Origin of the sequence: Chryseobacterium barbadense (assembly GCF_042849955.1) — a bacterium.
In the GTDB taxonomy this organism is placed as follows: Bacteria; Bacteroidota; Bacteroidia; order Flavobacteriales; family Weeksellaceae; genus Chryseobacterium.
This window is the reverse complement of the sequence record NZ_BAAFHL010000001.1, coordinates 124,923-140,553: the sequence shown is the minus strand read 5'-3', so window position 1 is coordinate 140,553 and position 15,631 is coordinate 124,923. Positions and strand designations below refer to the sequence as shown.

Genomic DNA, 15,631 nt, shown 5'->3' with positions numbered 1-15,631 from the left:
TAAAAAAATTATCTTTGTATCCTCAACGCAATTTATGAGAGCTTATAATACCAAACACTTCCTGAAAATCCTCTTCAGCTTACACAAAAGCGATACATTAAAAATACTTTTTCCCACAATGCTTTTGGTGGGAGCCTATTCATACGGTATTGCTTATCTGGAGCTTGAGTATCTTCACCTCACTACAAAATCAAAGGTAAGCAATGTAGGGCTTATTCATTCCCTGCTCGGGTTTGTGCTTTCTTTATTACTAGTTTTCAGAACCAATACGGCCTACGAAAGATGGTGGGAAGGGAGAAAACTTTGGGGAAAACTGGTGAATGACACGCGGAATTTTGCTATTAAAATTAATACTATTCTGGAAGACGACAGGCAAAACGCAGAACAAATTGCAAGATATTTAAAATTCTTTCCCCATTTTCTTGCCAAGCATCTTTCAAAGGATTCAACACGATTAGCTTTAGATGAAGATTATTCAGAAATAGAAATGGCTCTGAAAAATCATGGCCCAAGTGAAATTATCATTCTTCTGACTCACAAGCTGAATCAGTTAAAAAAGCAGGGGAAAATTTCCGATATGGAAATGGTCTATCTGGACACCCAGCTTTCCGGGTTTTTAGATGTTTGCGGCGGATGTGAGAGAATAAAAAATACTCCTATTCCCTATTCTTACTCATCTTTTGTGAAAAAGTTCATCGTCATTTATGTTTTGGCCTTACCAGTAGCTTATGTAATTAATATTGGTTTTTTTATGATTCCGCTGACGGTTTTTGTTTACTATGTTTTGATGAGCCTGGAACTTATTGCCGAAGAAATTGAAGACCCTTTCAACAATGATGAAAATGATATTCCTATGGAAACAATAGCCCAGAATATTGAAAAAAATGTCCATCAGATCATGGGAATAAAAAAATCAACCTCTTAAAGGTTGACTTCTACAAGTTCTCCATCGTTCTTTATTTCCACAAATTTGCTCTCCCTGTTGGCGGAAGCATAGTTATAAAAGAATGTATCATAAATCGGGGTAGAATACAGATATCCTCCGTATGCATTGTATGAATCAGTTCTTCCGGTTTGTTGCTGATAGCTTGCTGTTGCGGTAAAATTCACAATCGTTTCAAGGTAATATTTTCCGGGTTTTAGTTTTTCAAACTTAAATCGCCCATGGCTATCCGTTAAAGCTTCTATTCGGTATTTAAATGCTTCATCAGACATATATACCGTAGTTTTCTTGTTTTCATACTTTTTTCTCATCTTATAAAACTCTTCAAAATAGGGAGTTACCGGAAAAAGCATTACCACGGTTCCTTGCGGGGCATAATGTTTCTGACCTAACAAAGGTTTTATTCCCCAGTTATTTTTTTGTTTGGTGGAAGCAACCCCCTCAATCGTAGAATTTCCAAAACCAATCATACTCTGAGCCAGTTTCTTATCAAAAAAAGTCTGTGGATAATACGTATTTTGTGCTTTTGAAAATATAAAAGCTGATACCAACGTCATTAAAATGAGTACATTTTTCATAGCATATATTTTATCCAAATATAACTATTTTGTTATTTTTGAAATAAAAATATCTATGAAATACTCTTTTTTGTTACTTTTTTTTGTTTCTGTATTTATTTCGGCTCAGAAACCTTGTGGATTTAAAGACGGGCTTCAGGAGGGAAACTGCAAACAGTTCTATGAAAACGGCCAGGTAAAAGAAATTGCTGACTGGAAGAAAGGGAAGCTGGAAGGAGATGCTGTTTTTTATTATGAAAACGGAAAGGTGCAGGCGAAAGGAGAATATAAGAAAGGTTATAAAGTAAAAGAATGGTCTTATTATGACAAGGACGGGAAGTTAACCGCTAAGGAGATTTTCAGGAATGGTGAAAAAAATATTTATGACAATAGTTCCACTGCCACTTTTTTCTCTTCTTCCGGCAAAGTCACTGAAGTTTCCAACTATAAACTCGGGAAATTGCATGGAGAAAGCAAACTGTTTCATGATGACGGAAAGTCTGTGAAGCAGATCGGCCATTACGATAACGGTATTGCTGTCGGAAAGTGGAAAACACTGTATGCATCAGGAAAAATCCAGCGTGAAACAGAATTCGTCAACGATAAATGGAACGGAAACCGGATTCATTATCGCGAAGACGGAAGCATAGAAAAAACGGAAGTTTATAAGGACGGAAAATTAATCTCAACAAAATAATACATTGGTACATAAATTAAAACTGGAGGAACTCAACAGGATAGATGTAGAAACATTTAAGAAGACGGAAAAAATCCCATTAATTGTTGTTTTAGATAATATCAGAAGCATGCACAATGTAGGTGCGGCCTTCAGAACTGCAGATGCTTTTTTAATTGAAAAGATCATTCTCTGCGGAATCACTCCCCAACCTCCCCACCGTGAAATCCATAAAGCGGCACTCGGTGCTACGGAAAGTGTAGACTGGTCTCACGAAAAAGAAATCAATACAACAATTAACGATCTTAAAAGCCAGGGTTTTGAGATCATCGGTATTGAGCAGACTTCAAGCAGTCAAATGATTACCGATTTTACCATCGACAAATCAAAGAAATATGCTATTATATTGGGAAATGAAGTAGACGGAATCAGTGATGAGGCATTGCCTGACATTGATACCTTCCTTGAAATTCCTCAATTGGGCACCAAGCATTCCTTAAACGTAAGTGTTTGCGGCGGCATCGTAATGTGGGAATTTGCTAAGGCATTAAAATAAAAAAACTGCATGTGTCGTTTAACAGACAGTGCAGTTTGAAATAAATCTAATAAAAAGTAAAAATGAAAGGCTACAAAGGTAACTTTTTTTTTATTACAAACAAATTTTCCATTTATTTTTTTTGCATCCCCTTTAAAAAAGTTTCATTTTCAGAAAAAGTTTCGTTTAATTTTTTATAAATTAGCACAATGTTTATCAAGGATTATATCTCAAAAGATTTCCCGTGTTTCAGCCTGACTGATTCGATAGAATCAGCAAGAAATACTTTAGAAGATTTTGGATATACTCATATTTTCATTAAGAAATCCCATCATTTTTACGGAGCTATTGCCAAAGACTTTTTATACGAAGAGGAAGGAACGTTGAAGGATCTTGAACACCAGATCGAACGATTTGCCATTCTTGAAGATAATAATATCATGGACAGTATCCGTTTGTTTCATACGTTCAATTCCAATGTGATCCCGGTGATCAATAAGAACGAAAAATATTTGGGATACATCAGCTGTGATGATATTTTCCAGGATTTTTCCCGTTACCCGCTGTTTTCAGAATCAGGCGCTATTCTTACCGTGGAAACGCCTGCAAGAAAATATTCCATGACTGAGATCGCTAATATTGTGGAAAGCAATAATTCCAAGTTTTATGGAGGCTTCATCAGCTTTATGACTGAGGAGGTTATTCAGGTGACCATCAAAATCAGCAATGAAAATCTGGGTTCTATTGATGCAACTTTTGATCGATATGATTATAGAATTGTTGAAAAATACTATTCTGATGAGAAAACGGATCTGTTCAAAGACCGGTACGGATTTCTCCAAAAATTTATAGAAATATAACAATGAAGGCAGCCATATATTCTCAGAAGAAAGATCTTGATACGTTTCTGTATCTAAGTAAGTTTGTCTCAGAGCTTGAAAGCAGAGGCGTAAAATCTGTTTTATATGACGAAATGGCTGAAGCGCTTCAGTTTTCTAAAATTTTCGAAACATTTAATAATAAGCAGGACCTGATCGATAAGGAAGTAGACCTTTTTTTTACGTTCGGGGGAGATGGAACGATTGTGAATTCCATTACATTCATCGAAGATCTTGAAATTCCTATCGTGGGGGTAAACACCGGAAGATTAGGGTTTTTAGCAAGCTTTACCAAAGAAGAAGTATTCAAGGAGTTGGATGCTATTTTGAAAGGAGATGTGAAAACCAGCCGCCGATCTGTAATCGAAGTGGTTTCGCCAAGATCGGATGATTTCTTCCCATATGCCTTGAACGATGTTACGGTTTCCAGAAAAGAAACAACCTCTATGATCACTGTGGATTCTTATATTAATGACGAATTCCTTAACGTATTTTGGGGTGACGGGGTGATTATTTCAACACCTACAGGCTCAACCGCTTATTCTTTAAGCTGCGGTGGGCCCATCATTTCTCCAAACAATGAGAACTTCGTTATTACACCTATTGCTCCTCACAATTTAAATGTAAGGCCTTTAATTGTGAACGATACGGTAGAAATAAAATTCAGAGTGGAAAGCAGGGTCCCTCAATATTCTTTATCTCTGGACTCAAGACTTATCCATATCGAAACCGATAAAGAAATCATCATTAAAAAGGCAGATTTTCAGATTCTTCTGGTTCAGCCGAACAGTTTAAGTTTTTACGAAACGATTCGCCAGAAGCTACTTTGGGGACGGGATAAAAGAAATTAGGAATTACACAAAATTTCTTACCTTTACACGAATTTTTAAATTATCTAATAATTTCATATAAAAAGTAAAACATGAGCAGAATTTTCCCGGCAGGAGTTGCCACAGGTCAGTTAGTTACAGATATTTTCCAGTACGCTAAAGAAAACAAATTTGCTTTACCTGCAGTAAACGTTGTAGGTTCCAGTAACGTAAATGCGACGATGGAAACTGCCGCAAAATTAAATTCTCCTGTTATCATCCAGTTTTCGAATGGTGGTGCCGCTTTCAACGCAGGAAAAGGATTAAGCAATGACGGACAAAAAGCTGCTATTTTAGGAGCTATTGCCGGAGCAAAACATATTCATACCCTTGCGGAAGCTTACGGAGCTACTGTTATTTTACATACAGACCACTGTGCAAAAAAATTATTGCCTTGGATCGACGGATTAATGGATGCTAACGAAGATTTCTTCAAGCAGACAGGAAAATCGCTTTACTCTTCTCACATGTTGGATCTTTCTGAGGAATCTTTAGAAGAAAACCTTGAGATTTCTGCTCAGTATTTCGAAAGAATGGCAAAAATGCAGATGACTTTAGAAGTAGAGATCGGAGTTACAGGAGGTGAAGAAGATGGGGTTGATAATTCTGATGTAGATAATTCTAAACTATATACTCAGCCTGAGGATGTAGCTTATACGTATGAAAAATTAAAAGCTATTTCTGACAACTTTACGATTGCTGCTGCTTTCGGTAACGTTCACGGAGTGTATAAGCCAGGAAATGTAGTTCTTACTCCAAAAATCCTGGATAATTCTCAGAAATATGTTCAAGAGAAATTCGGAACTGCTGCAAAACCGATCAATTTTGTATTCCACGGAGGTTCAGGATCTACTTTGGAAGAAATCAGAGAAGCAATCGATTACGGAGTAATCAAAATGAATATTGATACAGACCTTCAATTCGCTTATACAGAAGGGATCAGAGATTATATGGTAAACAATATCGAATACCTGAAATCTCAGATCGGAAACCCTGAAGGAGAAGAGAAACCAAACAAGAAATTCTATGACCCAAGAGTCTGGATCAGAAAAGGAGAAGAAACATTCTCTGCAAGATTGGTTAAAGCGTTTGAAGACTTAAATAACGTAAACACTTTAAAATAAAAATTGTACAGTGTATTCATGTAAAAAGTATTTATGATAAATGCTTTTACATGAGTACATTTTACGTTTATACATTAATACAAGCAAAAAATGGCATTCGACTGGTTTAAAAGAAAAGCAAAAAACATTACCACCTCTACTGATGAAAAAAAGGATGTTCCCAAAGGACTTTGGCATCAGACACCATCAGGAAAGATCGTGGAACATGAAGAATTGAAGAGAAATAATTATGTTTCTCCGGAAGACGGATTTCATGTAAGAATAGGAAGTGCAGAATTTTTTGACATCCTTTTTGACGAAGGTAAATTCACTGAACTGGATGCTAATGTTGAAAGTATTGATATCCTGAACTTTAAAGACACGAAGCCTTATGTTGACCGTCTGAAAGAAGTAAAAGCCAAAACTAAACTTACAGACTCCATCAGAAATGCTGTAGGAACCGTGAACGGAACCAAAATGGTAGTTTCATGCATGGATTTTGCTTTTATCGGAGGATCTTTAGGATCTGTAATGGGAGAAAAGATAAGAAGAGCCGTAGACTATTGTATTGCCAATAAACTTCCTTATATGATCATCTGCCAGTCCGGAGGAGCAAGAATGCAGGAAGCAACTTATTCTTTGATGCAGTTGGCCAAGGTACAGGCAAAACTGGCTCAGCTTTCAGAAGCAGGGCTTTTATATATCGCTTACCTTTGTGACCCTACATTTGGAGGAATTACTGCTTCTTTCGCCATGACAGCAGATATTATTATGGCTGAACCGGGAGCGTTAATCGGTTTTGCGGGACCGAGAGTTATCCGTGAAACGATCGGTAGAGACTTGCCGGAAGGATTCCAGACTTCGGAATTCTTACAGGAAAAAGGGTTTGTTGATTTTATTGTAAAAAGAACTGAAATCAAGGATACCGTATCAAAAACAGTCAATTTATTAGCGATAAACGCATAAATTTTGTAACGAAAACAAGATCATCTCTCTCTAATTAGGGAGAGATTTTTATTTATGAGGACTTTCAACGTATTTTTCAGGACCATTCGTACGCTGAGTTTAAAGAAAATTATTCGGCTGCTATCTCTTGTTCTCCCCCATCCTCTTTTTTCGTTGCTTAGTTTTCATGCTACGGTAAAAGCTTTTTCCATTGCACAGAGAAAATTTCCTGACAGTGCTTCCAACAACGGAGTTGGCAATGCTTTCAGACATGCGCTTTGGAGCTGTTTTATCATGATGTATTGCTGTAAGGTTTCCTCCCCTCAAAAAGCGCTTGATTTCTGTAAAAGATTAACGGATATGCATGAAGAGCTCTTTCCCAACGAACCGCTGGAAACCAAAATGGATCTTCACAACAACAAAATAGGAATGGATTATTTTATGGAGCTACTCCCGGGAATTCACCGCCAGTTTTTTGAAAAGGGGTTTTTCATTGATGCGCTGATGAAAAAATCAGAAAATGCAAAAGTCCTGAAAAGCCTGGATGATAATTTTGACGGGTTTCTGGTGTATCTTCAGGATAAGTAGTTTTTCATAACATTATTTTTTATTATCTTTTCTCAAATTTTTAATTGAAACAAATGGTTCTCAGCAGAATTTGGTCGGCTTTTATCATCATTGCCATTGCTATTGCAAGTATAAAATACATTTCTTCAGGTAATTACAGGACCATTTTTAATGATATGGTGGTGGGAAAGGGTGGTGACACCGTACAGATTGCCACCCAGAAAATGAACACGCTTTCTCCGGTTATCAGAGACAGCCTGCTGAAAAACCCGGATTTTGCAGATAATAGAATTCATTATAAAACAGACTCTCTACAGCAGGATGTAAAAGTGTATCGTGTTCAGGAAGCAGACGGAGTGATTGGTACCTCTGAAACCGCAGTGAAGATCTGTATTGGTTTGATCGGAATTATGACCTTATTTATGGGCTTTATGAGTATTGCTGAAAAAGCCGGCGGAATTAATCTTCTGAGCCGTTTTATTCAGCCTTTCTTTTCAAAGCTTTTCCCTGAAATTCCTAAAAACCATCCTGCCTTCGGACATATGCTGATGAATTTCAGCGCCAATCTTTTGGGACTGGATAACGCGGCAACTCCTTTTGGTCTGAAAGCGATGGAAAGCTTACAGACTTTGAATCCTAATAAAGATACCGCAAGCAATTCACAGATCATGTTCCTTTGTCTTCATGCGGGAGGAATGACGTTGATCCCGGTTTCCATTATTGCCATAAGGGCCTCAATGGGTTCCAAAACCCCGACAGACATTTTCCTTCCCTGTATGATCGCCACATTTGCGGCTACTTTAGCGGCAATGATTATTGTTTCTCTGTATCAGAAGATTAATTTGCTTCGTCCGGTTGTTATTGGATATATAGGAGGAATTTCCATGATTATAGGGCTGCTTGTCTGGTATTTGGTACAGCTCAGCAAAGATGAGTTGGATACTTTCAGTAAAATTTTAAGCAACGGGCTTATTCTGTTCATTTTCTTAGCTATAGTTCTCGGTGCTGTTTATAAGAGGATTAACGTTTTTGATGCTTTTATTGATGGTGCTAAAGAAGGCTTCACTACCTGCGTTAAAATTATCCCCTATTTAGTCGGGATGTTGATCGCTATTTCGCTTTTAAGAACATCAGGCGTTTTTGATGTGATCATTGACGGAATGAAATGGGTGGCCAATGTTGCGAATTTAGATACGCGATTTGTGGACGGACTTCCAACAGCCTTAATCAAACCTTTATCCGGTTCCGGAGCAAGAGGAATGATGGTAGATACGATGTCGACTTTTGGAGCAGACAGTTTCCAGGGAAAACTGGCGGCAGTACTCCAGGGAAGCTCAGATACGACCTTTTACGTGATCGCGGTTTACTTTGGGGCCGTAGCTGTCAAAAATACGAGATACACGGTAATTGCCATGCTTCTGGCCGATTTAGTTGGGATTATTACATCCATTACACTTGCTTATTTGTTTTTTGCATAAAATGAAAAAAGAAGATCAAAATATATTTGAAAAATTCACTGAAGCTATTGGCGGCTTTCTAATTTTCTTGTCCCCGTTTTTGATTGCGGTAATCATTGCGGCTTTCATATATTTTCCCAATCCCAATACAATAACACTCATTATTGCCATTGCGATTATTTTGTTAGGAATTATTCTGGGAGTAAAGCTTGCATTAAAGATTTATAAAACGAAGAAAGGAACCATCCATTTTGTGTCTCGCACAGATGCAACCCCTGACATTGATGAATTATTAAACCAAAAAGAAAAAGGAAATGATCCAGGATAAAGACTTCACCTTAAGACTCATCCGCCAGTTGACTCAAGCATTGGAAAAACTGATCTTAGATAAACCTGAAGAAAGCTTAATGCAGAAAGAATTAGACTTTGATTCTTTAATGAAAGATATTTTCAAGATGAATTTCTCAGATGTCTCTTCTAAAACAAAAGAAGAGCTGATGGAAATGGTCAATGAGAGACAGGAAAGAGATTATAAAGATTATTATGAAATGCTTGGAAACCTGTTTTATTTTAAAGGAAAAGAAACGGCAAACACCGATTTCCTGGATAAGGCAAAAACCTACTATGAAAATTATCTTCAGACCAGCGGAATTTTTGCCCTTCCTGTTATCAACAGAATTAATGAAATAAAAAAAGCACTTGAATAAAGTGCTTTTATATTTTTAGAATGTAATTTTATACGTTCCGGTGGAGGAAACACTGGCTTTTTCAGCTTTCACATATTTCTTAACCCATGCTACCGATGTGGAAGCCACACAAGGATCTGAAACACCTCCTGATCTTCTTGCAGACACCACATTTCCGGCTTTGTCTACTGTATAAGAAATGGTAATAGATCCGCTTGCTGTACAGTTATGCGACGGCTGTGCTCCTCCTCTTCCCATGGTTCCGGGAATATATCCAACCAACCTTCTGTCTATGCCCACTTTGCTGTCTCCATTTCCGTCACCTCCTAAAGGATCTCCTGAGTTTCCGATTCCTGTACCTGTTCCCTGGCTTCCCGCTTTTGTTCCTCTTCCTTTTATCAAATTCCCTATGGCAGCAGTTCCTTTACCGTCTCCGCTTCCCGTTTTGGAATTAGCTGTTGTGGCTGAAGCCTTCTTCGTATTCTTGGACGCCGTACTTCCGGATGTTGTTTTTTTTGTTGATTTTGATTCCTCTTTTTTAGGAACGGAAACTTTTGAATTGTTTCCCGTAATGATTTTCTCCTTCGCTTCCGTTTTCTTGGTTTCAGGTTGAGGATCCGGCTTTATAACTGTTTTTGTTTCTGGAACAGCCGCTTCCACAGGCTCCGGAGTAATTTCTTCTGCAGCTGCAGCAAGACTTCCTTCCTGTTCAGCAGGTTCTTCCACGCCATTCCCGTTTCTGTTGTCCCCGAAATTAACGAGCATAGTCGTCACGATTTCAGGTTCCTGTTCCAGTTCCGGTTTTAATTTATACAGAAAAACAAAAAGCAAAATAGCAGACCAGATCAGAATAGAAAGCACACCGCTTTTTATCCTGTCTCTGTTTTGTTCGTTTTTGCTTATGATATAACTTTTCATTTTGTTGGCACCTGTTGATACAGGTTTATTTATCTTTTACAGTCGCAATAGCAATATTAAACTTATGCTTTTCAGCAATCTCCATGACAAAAACAACATCTTTATGCATGGTATTTTCATCTGCCCGAATCGTAAAAGATTGATTGGTCTGATTGGTCAGCTTATTAGCAATTGTTTGTTCCAGCTGTTCTCTTGGGACCGGCTGATCATCCACATAATACGTTCCATCAGGTTTAATAGTGACAGTCAGTGGATTGGGAATATTATCATCAACCGCTCCTGTTTTTGGCAATTTAACATCAATCGCACTTTGATTGGCGGCTGATGAAGTGACCATAAAGAAGATCAGCATTAGCAAGATAACGTCTGTCATCGCTGCTAAACTGAATTCCGGGTTTGCCTTATTTCTTCTTTGAATTTTCATCTGTTTACTTTCTGTTGTTTTTTAATTCGTCAGATGTAACCTTTCGGTTTCATAAAACAAGAATTATAACGGTTTATTGATAAGATCTAAAAATTCGCCGGACATATTCTGGGTTCTCAGGACAAACTTATCTATCCTCGTCAAAAGCAGGTTATAGAAAAAGTTCGCCGGAATAGCCACTGCAAGACCTACTGCCGTTTGTCCTAATGCCGTATAGATACCTTCAGAAAGCGTTTTAGGAGAGAATGATCCCGTTGCATGAGATAAGTTAAAGAAAGCAATAATCATCCCGATTACCGTTCCTAAAAGTCCCAACATTGGAGCAATACTCGGTACCACCGCCAAAAGGTTAAGGTTTTTCTCCATATTTGCCACTTCTACCTGCGCCTGAGCTTCCATTGCGCTTACAATGTCTGAAACCGGTCTTCCCAATCTGGAAATCCCTTTTTCCAAAATCCTTCCTTCAGGAGAGTTTTGTCTCTTGCAATAATCTGCTGCAGACTCTATTCTCCCTTCTTTGATGAAGTCTTCGATATTATCCATAAAATTGGAATCTGTTTTGGAAGTCAGCCTTTTGATAAAGAAGAACCTTTCAAAGAACAGATATACAGAAAATACACCCAACAGTAACACTGTTACCATTACTATTTTGGCGAAAGCGCCACCATGAAACATGATTTTCCAAAATGAGAATTCTAAATCGTCTGTAGCCGCTACAGGTGCAGTAATTTGTGCAAATAAAATCTGAGTAAGTTCCGTTAACAGCATTAAAGTGTATTTTTTTATGGTTTAAACGACAAAAATAAAGGAATATTATTAATTGATCTCTTAAAAATTGCTTAAAAACAACTTAAAATTATGTTATCAACATAAAAGCAAATTTCTTTCCAAAACAGCTTTGAAAAGAAATTCGATATAAAAAAATATTGATGAAAGACTTATTCTTCGTCTACTTCAATATCATCTTGTTTAAATTCACATTTTAACCTAAAAGGAATAGGGGTTTCTGATCCCGTATAGAAATCATCAATGGTTCCTTTCCATATTACCTGAAGCTCGCCTTCTTCATTTCTTTCAAATACAAGCTCATTATCATAAATATAAGCATCTTCATCATCAAAAAGATCTACTTCCGTGTACGTTTCATCGTCGGAATCCGTGATCTGGATTGTTTTTCCTTCAATTTCTCCCGAATCTATGGGGAAATCAAAAACTTCAAGCGAAAGCTGTGGAAAATTGTACTGCAAAGAATCATCATCTACATGATCCAAACTGTCATCCGTGATAATTTCAACCTCAAGAAAATGTTGCTGATTGCTATAGACCGCTTTACAATAAGTATTTCTGATATTGTATTTTAGCGTTTCTTCCGGATGGTAAATCTTTAAAATCCCTTTCATTGTGTCTTAAAAAAAGAACTGTAATAGTATGAGTGTTAAACGTTTTCGACAAAGATAAAAAAATGAGCGAATGTGAAAAATATTTTGAAAAAATAATTTTCAAAATCCGCATGACAACTCTTCCCGTATTTGAATATTACTTACTTTTGTTATCATAAAGATCCCGAAAAAATGAAAAATATTTTATCTAAAAGTATCCTCGGCATTGGTCTCGCCATAAGTTTAGTTTCTTGTAAAAAAACCGATTCACCTTTAACGAAGGTGACGCCGACCAATCTGGATTCCATTGCGTCCAACTACTACGAGCAGTATCTTAAATTATATCCTTTAGATGCTACATCACAGGGAGATACAAGATACAATGACCAATTACCGATCAACATTGATAAGGATTTTATTTCAGGGGAAATCGCTTTTTATAATTCTGTTCAGAAGCAACTGGATCAGGTGGATTACAAAAGCTTATCGGATGAAGACAAAGTGGTATATGATGTTCTGGATTATACGTTGAAAGATAAAATTGAAGCTTACGCATATCATCCGGAATATATTCCTTTCACCCAATTTGGCGGACTTCCGCTTACATTTCCTTTATATGGAAGCGGACAGGGAAGTCAGCCATTCAAAACAGCAAAAGATTATGATGACTGGCTGAAAAGAATGGAAAAATTCCCGGAATGGATGGATGCCGCTATCGAAAATTTCCGTGAAGGGATCAACAATAAAGTGGTTCTTCCTAAAAAACTGGTAATTAAAATGATTCCTCAAATGAAATCGGAAGAGATCACAACGCCTGATTTTGAAAAGAATATTTTCTATGGTCCTATTAAAAGTTTTCCGAAAGATTTTACCCCAGACCAAAAAGATAAATACACCACGCTTTACAAGGAAGCTATATCTAAAAAGATCATTCCCGCGTATACGAAAATGGGGAATTTCCTTCAGACAGAATACCTGCCTAAGGCCAGAGAAACAGATGGTTACAACAGCTTGCCTAAAGGAAACGACATTTATAAATATTATGTGAAAAGCTGGACTACCACCGATAAATCCCCGGAAGAGATCAACAAGATCGGGCTTCAGCAGGTGGCCATGCTTCGTTCCGAAATGGAAAAGGTAAAACAGCAGGTTGGTTTCACAGGAACACTGGAAGAATTTATCAATTTTGTGAAAACAGATCCTAAGGCGATGCCATACAAGACTTCCAAAGAGGTGTTAGATAGCTTTAATGGAATTCTGGCTAAAATTACTCCGAAGCTGAAAACAATGTTCAGTGTAACCCCAAAAACCAAGTTTGAGATCAGACAGACGGAAAAATTCAGGGAAGCAAGTGCGAGCGCAGAATATATCCAGGGGACTCCGGACGGAAAAAGACCGGGTATTTTCTATGTTCCCCTTCCTGATCCTTCCAAATTTAATGTCACTTCAGGAATGGAGTCTCTTTTCCTTCATGAAGCTATTCCGGGACACCATTATCAGGTTTCTTTACAACAGGAAAATACTAAGCTTCCTAAATTCATGAGATTCGGATGGTTCGGGGCGTATGGAGAAGGATGGGCACATTATTGTGAAACATTAGGCCCGGAATTCGGTTTATATACAGATCCTTATCAGAAAATGGGCTATTTAAGCGACCAAATGTTAAGAGCGGTAAGACTGGTTGTTGATACAGGATTACATACCGGAAAAATGACCAGAGAGGAAGCGATCAAATATTTCCTAAGCAATATTTCTTATGATGAAGCGAGTGCCACCGCAGAAGTGGAAAGATATATGGCCATGCCGGGTCAGGCTCTAGGGTATAAAATCGGTTCCTTGAGAATTCGTGAATTGAGAGACCAGTATCAGAAGCAATTAGGCAATAAATTCAACTTGGCAAGTTTCCATGATGAAGTATTAAGCCAGGGTTGTCTTCCTTTGGACGTTCTGAATAGAAAGATGGAGCTTTGGGCGAAGAAACAGAAGTAGGATAATGAGATCCTGCCTCCTTCTTATTCTTTTATTGTTTGTATGCTGCGAAACAGAAAAAAAGAAGTTTGAAAAGGTTATTGTCGATGAAAAAATAGTTGATAATGATACGATCCAACTTCTTTCAAAATACCCGGAATTGGTTTTGTTTAATAGTGAAAAAGTAGGCCACAAAAGCAGAACCGCTTATATTATCCAAACGGCAAGTTTTCATGACGGCATCCGTGTGAGAACCGTCGAATTTGATAATTATAAATGCAAAGCCGTCTATAAGAACGACACTATCAGTATTTGGCTGAATAACAATAACGGGTATTTCGGCAATGGTATTTTGATCCAGGTCTTTGATGACCGGTTTTTAATAAAAGACATCGATCCGAAAACATTAAGGAATAAAGTGAAATTCATAGAATCAGAACCTTTTTACCAACAAGTCATTCTCAATAAAAGAATATTTAAAAAGAATGACAGTATTTACGGTTTTGTAGACTACAGTGCCAATATTGATACTTGTGTGGCAAAGCGGTTTAGAGGATATTTTAAAACTTTAATTGAATAGATTTAAACAATGATTACAGAAAGCCTGAAGTCTCTGTATACAAGAGATCTCAATAAATTAAAAACAGAAATAGGATCTTATAAAAATGAAGGAACTATATGGAAAGTGGATAAAGACATTTTCAATTCCGGCGGAAACCTGTGCCTTCACCTGGTGGGAAACTTAAACCATTTTATAGGTGCCATACTTGGGAAATCAGGATATATTAGAAACAGGGATCTCGAATTCTCTTTAAAAAATGTTCCAAGAGCAGAATTGATTGACCAAGTGGAAAGAACTTTAGCCGTCGTGGTTAAAACGCTCGGTCAGCTTCATGAAGACGATCTGAAGAAAGAATATCCACTTGTTGTCTTTGAAAATGCCATGACCACAGAATATTTCTTAATCCACCTGCTTTCTCATCTGGATTATCATTTGGGACAGATTAATTACCACAGAAGATTATTGGATGTTTAACATTTTTTAACCACCCCGTCAAATCTTTGATTTGCCACCCCTCCAAGGAAGGGGAATTTTTTGCTATTTACTTTTCTCGAACATCATTTTCGTAATAAAATCCTTATCTCCTTTTCCTCGTGCCGGAGAATATTCTCTTCCATAGAAAATGATTTGAAGGTGAAGCTTGTTCCATACGCTTTCAGGGAAAATCTTTTTGGCGTCTTTTTCTGTTTCCACTACATTTTTTCCTGAAGTAAGCTGCCATTGCGTCATCAGTCTATGAATATGGGTATCCACCGGAAAGGCGGGATAACCAAAACCCTGACTCATCACTACAGAAGCGGTCTTGTGACCCACTCCCGGCAAAGCTTCTAATTCTTCATAGGTTTGCGGAACCACTCCATTATGTCTTTCCAGCAGGAGCTCAGCCATTCTTTTCAGGTTTTTAGCCTTTGTATTGGAAAGCCCGATCTCTTTGATCAGTTCCCGGATCTCCTCTACTTCCAATTGGGCCATTTTTTCAGGGGTTCCGGCCACTTCGAAAAGCTTCGGCGTTACCTGATTCACTTTTTTATCGGTCGTTTGTGCGGAAAGCGCTACGGCAACCATTAACGTATATGCATCCACATGATCCAGAGGAATAGGAACTTCGGGATATAGTTTTTCTAATTCGGCTTGGATAAGCTCTGCTCTTTGCTTTTTTGTCAT

The 15,631-nt window shown here is 37.7% G+C and carries 20 protein-coding genes; 14 read left to right on the top strand and 6 right to left on the bottom strand.

Features of this window, described 5'->3' with window-relative positions; translation table 11 throughout:
* The first annotated feature begins 34 nt into the window (after nt 1-34).
* A complete protein-coding gene (locus ACGHIN_RS00755; protein WP_390450104.1) occupies nt 35-925 on the top strand; it encodes a bestrophin family protein in 891 nt (296 codons plus the stop codon).
* On the opposite strand, the gene ACGHIN_RS00750 is transcribed toward ACGHIN_RS00755, so the two are convergent.
* A complete protein-coding gene (locus ACGHIN_RS00750; RefSeq protein WP_390450103.1) occupies nt 922-1,521 on the bottom strand; it encodes a hypothetical protein in 600 nt (199 codons plus the stop codon). The two genes, ACGHIN_RS00755 and ACGHIN_RS00750, sit on opposite strands and share 4 nt — an antisense overlap.
* A gap of 55 nt (nt 1,522-1,576) precedes the next feature.
* On the opposite strand from ACGHIN_RS00750, the gene ACGHIN_RS00745 reads away from it, so the two are divergent.
* From ACGHIN_RS00745 to ACGHIN_RS00700, 10 genes are all read left to right on the top strand, one after another.
* Entirely contained in the window at nt 1,577-2,197 is a 621-nt protein-coding gene (locus ACGHIN_RS00745; protein WP_390450102.1) for a toxin-antitoxin system YwqK family antitoxin, read from the top strand.
* Between the two features lie 4 nt (nt 2,198-2,201).
* Nucleotides 2,202-2,732, top strand: a complete 531-nt coding sequence (locus ACGHIN_RS00740; RefSeq protein WP_390450101.1) for an RNA methyltransferase — start codon at nt 2,202-2,204, stop codon at nt 2,730-2,732.
* A gap of 188 nt (nt 2,733-2,920) precedes the next feature.
* Complete coding sequence (locus ACGHIN_RS00735; protein ID WP_390450100.1) at nt 2,921-3,571, top strand: CBS domain-containing protein; 651 nt, start codon at nt 2,921-2,923, stop codon at nt 3,569-3,571.
* A gap of 2 nt (nt 3,572-3,573) precedes the next feature.
* The gene (locus tag ACGHIN_RS00730; protein WP_390450099.1) at nt 3,574-4,440 is read left to right on the top strand and encodes an NAD kinase; all 867 of its coding nucleotides are present in this window, start codon (nt 3,574-3,576) and stop codon (nt 4,438-4,440) included.
* Nucleotides 4,441-4,511: 71 nt separating this feature from the next.
* Nucleotides 4,512-5,582 carry a class II fructose-bisphosphate aldolase gene (gene fbaA / locus ACGHIN_RS00725; RefSeq protein WP_390450098.1) on the top strand — a complete coding sequence of 357 codons (1,071 nt, stop codon included), beginning with the start codon at nt 4,512-4,514 and terminating at the stop codon, nt 5,580-5,582.
* A gap of 90 nt (nt 5,583-5,672) precedes the next feature.
* The gene (accD, locus tag ACGHIN_RS00720) at nt 5,673-6,527 is read left to right on the top strand and encodes an acetyl-CoA carboxylase, carboxyltransferase subunit beta (RefSeq protein WP_390450097.1); all 855 of its coding nucleotides are present in this window, start codon (nt 5,673-5,675) and stop codon (nt 6,525-6,527) included.
* 54 nt (nt 6,528-6,581) lie between these two features.
* Nucleotides 6,582-7,094 (top strand): DUF6973 domain-containing protein, encoded by a 513-nt coding sequence (locus ACGHIN_RS00715; protein ID WP_390450096.1) that lies wholly within the window; start codon nt 6,582-6,584, stop codon nt 7,092-7,094.
* A gap of 53 nt (nt 7,095-7,147) precedes the next feature.
* Nucleotides 7,148-8,551: a nucleoside recognition domain-containing protein gene (locus tag ACGHIN_RS00710; protein ID WP_390450095.1), complete on the top strand. Its 1,404-nt coding sequence runs from the start codon at nt 7,148-7,150 to the stop codon at nt 8,549-8,551.
* Nucleotide 8,552: 1 nt separating this feature from the next.
* Nucleotides 8,553-8,858, top strand: a complete 306-nt coding sequence (locus ACGHIN_RS00705; RefSeq protein ID WP_390450094.1) for a hypothetical protein — start codon at nt 8,553-8,555, stop codon at nt 8,856-8,858.
* Complete coding sequence (locus tag ACGHIN_RS00700; protein ID WP_390450093.1) at nt 8,845-9,237, top strand: hypothetical protein; 393 nt, start codon at nt 8,845-8,847, stop codon at nt 9,235-9,237. The genes ACGHIN_RS00705 and ACGHIN_RS00700 overlap by 14 nt, the downstream gene beginning before the upstream one ends.
* A gap of 15 nt (nt 9,238-9,252) precedes the next feature.
* Here ACGHIN_RS00700 and ACGHIN_RS00695 read toward each other — a convergent pair whose 3' ends face one another.
* From ACGHIN_RS00695 to ACGHIN_RS00680, 4 genes are all read right to left on the bottom strand, one after another.
* Complete coding sequence (locus ACGHIN_RS00695; protein ID WP_390450092.1) at nt 9,253-10,134, bottom strand: ferric siderophore ABC transporter substrate-binding protein; 882 nt, start codon at nt 10,132-10,134, stop codon at nt 9,253-9,255.
* Between the two features lie 25 nt (nt 10,135-10,159).
* Entirely contained in the window at nt 10,160-10,558 is a 399-nt protein-coding gene (locus tag ACGHIN_RS00690) for an ExbD/TolR family protein (protein ID WP_390450091.1), read from the bottom strand.
* 63 nt (nt 10,559-10,621) lie between these two features.
* Nucleotides 10,622-11,326: a MotA/TolQ/ExbB proton channel family protein gene (locus ACGHIN_RS00685; RefSeq protein WP_390450090.1), complete on the bottom strand. Its 705-nt coding sequence runs from the start codon at nt 11,324-11,326 to the stop codon at nt 10,622-10,624.
* Between the two features lie 170 nt (nt 11,327-11,496).
* Nucleotides 11,497-11,958: a hypothetical protein gene (locus ACGHIN_RS00680; RefSeq protein ID WP_390450089.1), complete on the bottom strand. Its 462-nt coding sequence runs from the start codon at nt 11,956-11,958 to the stop codon at nt 11,497-11,499.
* A gap of 171 nt (nt 11,959-12,129) precedes the next feature.
* Between ACGHIN_RS00680 and ACGHIN_RS00675 the strand changes: the two genes are divergently transcribed.
* From ACGHIN_RS00675 to ACGHIN_RS00665, 3 genes are read left to right on the top strand one after another with little or no spacing between them, the layout of a single operon-like run.
* Complete coding sequence (locus tag ACGHIN_RS00675; protein WP_390450088.1) at nt 12,130-13,926, top strand: DUF885 domain-containing protein; 1,797 nt, start codon at nt 12,130-12,132, stop codon at nt 13,924-13,926.
* Nucleotides 13,927-13,930: 4 nt separating this feature from the next.
* On the top strand, nt 13,931-14,485 hold the full coding sequence (locus tag ACGHIN_RS00670) for a hypothetical protein (RefSeq protein WP_390450087.1): 555 nt from the start codon (nt 13,931-13,933) through the stop codon (nt 14,483-14,485).
* A 9-nt stretch (nt 14,486-14,494) separates the two neighbouring features.
* Nucleotides 14,495-14,941, top strand: coding sequence for a DinB family protein (locus ACGHIN_RS00665; RefSeq protein ID WP_390450086.1), 447 nt, complete (start codon nt 14,495-14,497; stop codon nt 14,939-14,941).
* Between the two features lie 63 nt (nt 14,942-15,004).
* On the opposite strand, the gene nth is transcribed toward ACGHIN_RS00665, so the two are convergent.
* A complete protein-coding gene (nth, locus tag ACGHIN_RS00660; protein ID WP_390450085.1) occupies nt 15,005-15,631 on the bottom strand; it encodes an endonuclease III in 627 nt (208 codons plus the stop codon).

Bases quoted from the DNA above. Each gene is read 5' to 3' on its own strand.
- ACGHIN_RS00715 (WP_390450096.1), top strand. From the start codon at position 6,582: ATGAGGACTTTCAACGTATTTTTCAGGACCATTCGTACGCTGAGTTTA.
- ACGHIN_RS00665 (WP_390450086.1), top strand. From the start codon at position 14,495: ATGATTACAGAAAGCCTGAAGTCTCTGTATACAAGAGATCTCAATAAA.
- fbaA (WP_390450098.1), top strand. From the start codon at position 4,512: ATGAGCAGAATTTTCCCGGCAGGAGTTGCCACAGGTCAGTTAGTTACA.
- ACGHIN_RS00755 (WP_390450104.1), top strand. From the start codon at position 35: ATGAGAGCTTATAATACCAAACACTTCCTGAAAATCCTCTTCAGCTTA.
- ACGHIN_RS00685 (WP_390450090.1), bottom strand. From the start codon at position 11,326: ATGCTGTTAACGGAACTTACTCAGATTTTATTTGCACAAATTACTGCA.
- nth (WP_390450085.1), bottom strand. From the start codon at position 15,631: ATGACAAAAAAGCAAAGAGCAGAGCTTATCCAAGCCGAATTAGAAAAA.
- accD (WP_390450097.1), top strand. From the start codon at position 5,673: ATGGCATTCGACTGGTTTAAAAGAAAAGCAAAAAACATTACCACCTCT.
- ACGHIN_RS00745 (WP_390450102.1), top strand. From the start codon at position 1,577: ATGAAATACTCTTTTTTGTTACTTTTTTTTGTTTCTGTATTTATTTCG.
- ACGHIN_RS00690 (WP_390450091.1), bottom strand. From the start codon at position 10,558: ATGAAAATTCAAAGAAGAAATAAGGCAAACCCGGAATTCAGTTTAGCA.
- ACGHIN_RS00750 (WP_390450103.1), bottom strand. From the start codon at position 1,521: ATGAAAAATGTACTCATTTTAATGACGTTGGTATCAGCTTTTATATTT.
- ACGHIN_RS00735 (WP_390450100.1), top strand. From the start codon at position 2,921: ATGTTTATCAAGGATTATATCTCAAAAGATTTCCCGTGTTTCAGCCTG.
- ACGHIN_RS00695 (WP_390450092.1), bottom strand. From the start codon at position 10,134: ATGAAAAGTTATATCATAAGCAAAAACGAACAAAACAGAGACAGGATA.
- ACGHIN_RS00670 (WP_390450087.1), top strand. From the start codon at position 13,931: ATGAGATCCTGCCTCCTTCTTATTCTTTTATTGTTTGTATGCTGCGAA.
- ACGHIN_RS00710 (WP_390450095.1), top strand. From the start codon at position 7,148: ATGGTTCTCAGCAGAATTTGGTCGGCTTTTATCATCATTGCCATTGCT.
- ACGHIN_RS00705 (WP_390450094.1), top strand. From the start codon at position 8,553: ATGAAAAAAGAAGATCAAAATATATTTGAAAAATTCACTGAAGCTATT.
- ACGHIN_RS00675 (WP_390450088.1), top strand. From the start codon at position 12,130: ATGAAAAATATTTTATCTAAAAGTATCCTCGGCATTGGTCTCGCCATA.
- ACGHIN_RS00700 (WP_390450093.1), top strand. From the start codon at position 8,845: ATGATCCAGGATAAAGACTTCACCTTAAGACTCATCCGCCAGTTGACT.
- ACGHIN_RS00730 (WP_390450099.1), top strand. From the start codon at position 3,574: ATGAAGGCAGCCATATATTCTCAGAAGAAAGATCTTGATACGTTTCTG.
- ACGHIN_RS00680 (WP_390450089.1), bottom strand. From the start codon at position 11,958: ATGAAAGGGATTTTAAAGATTTACCATCCGGAAGAAACGCTAAAATAC.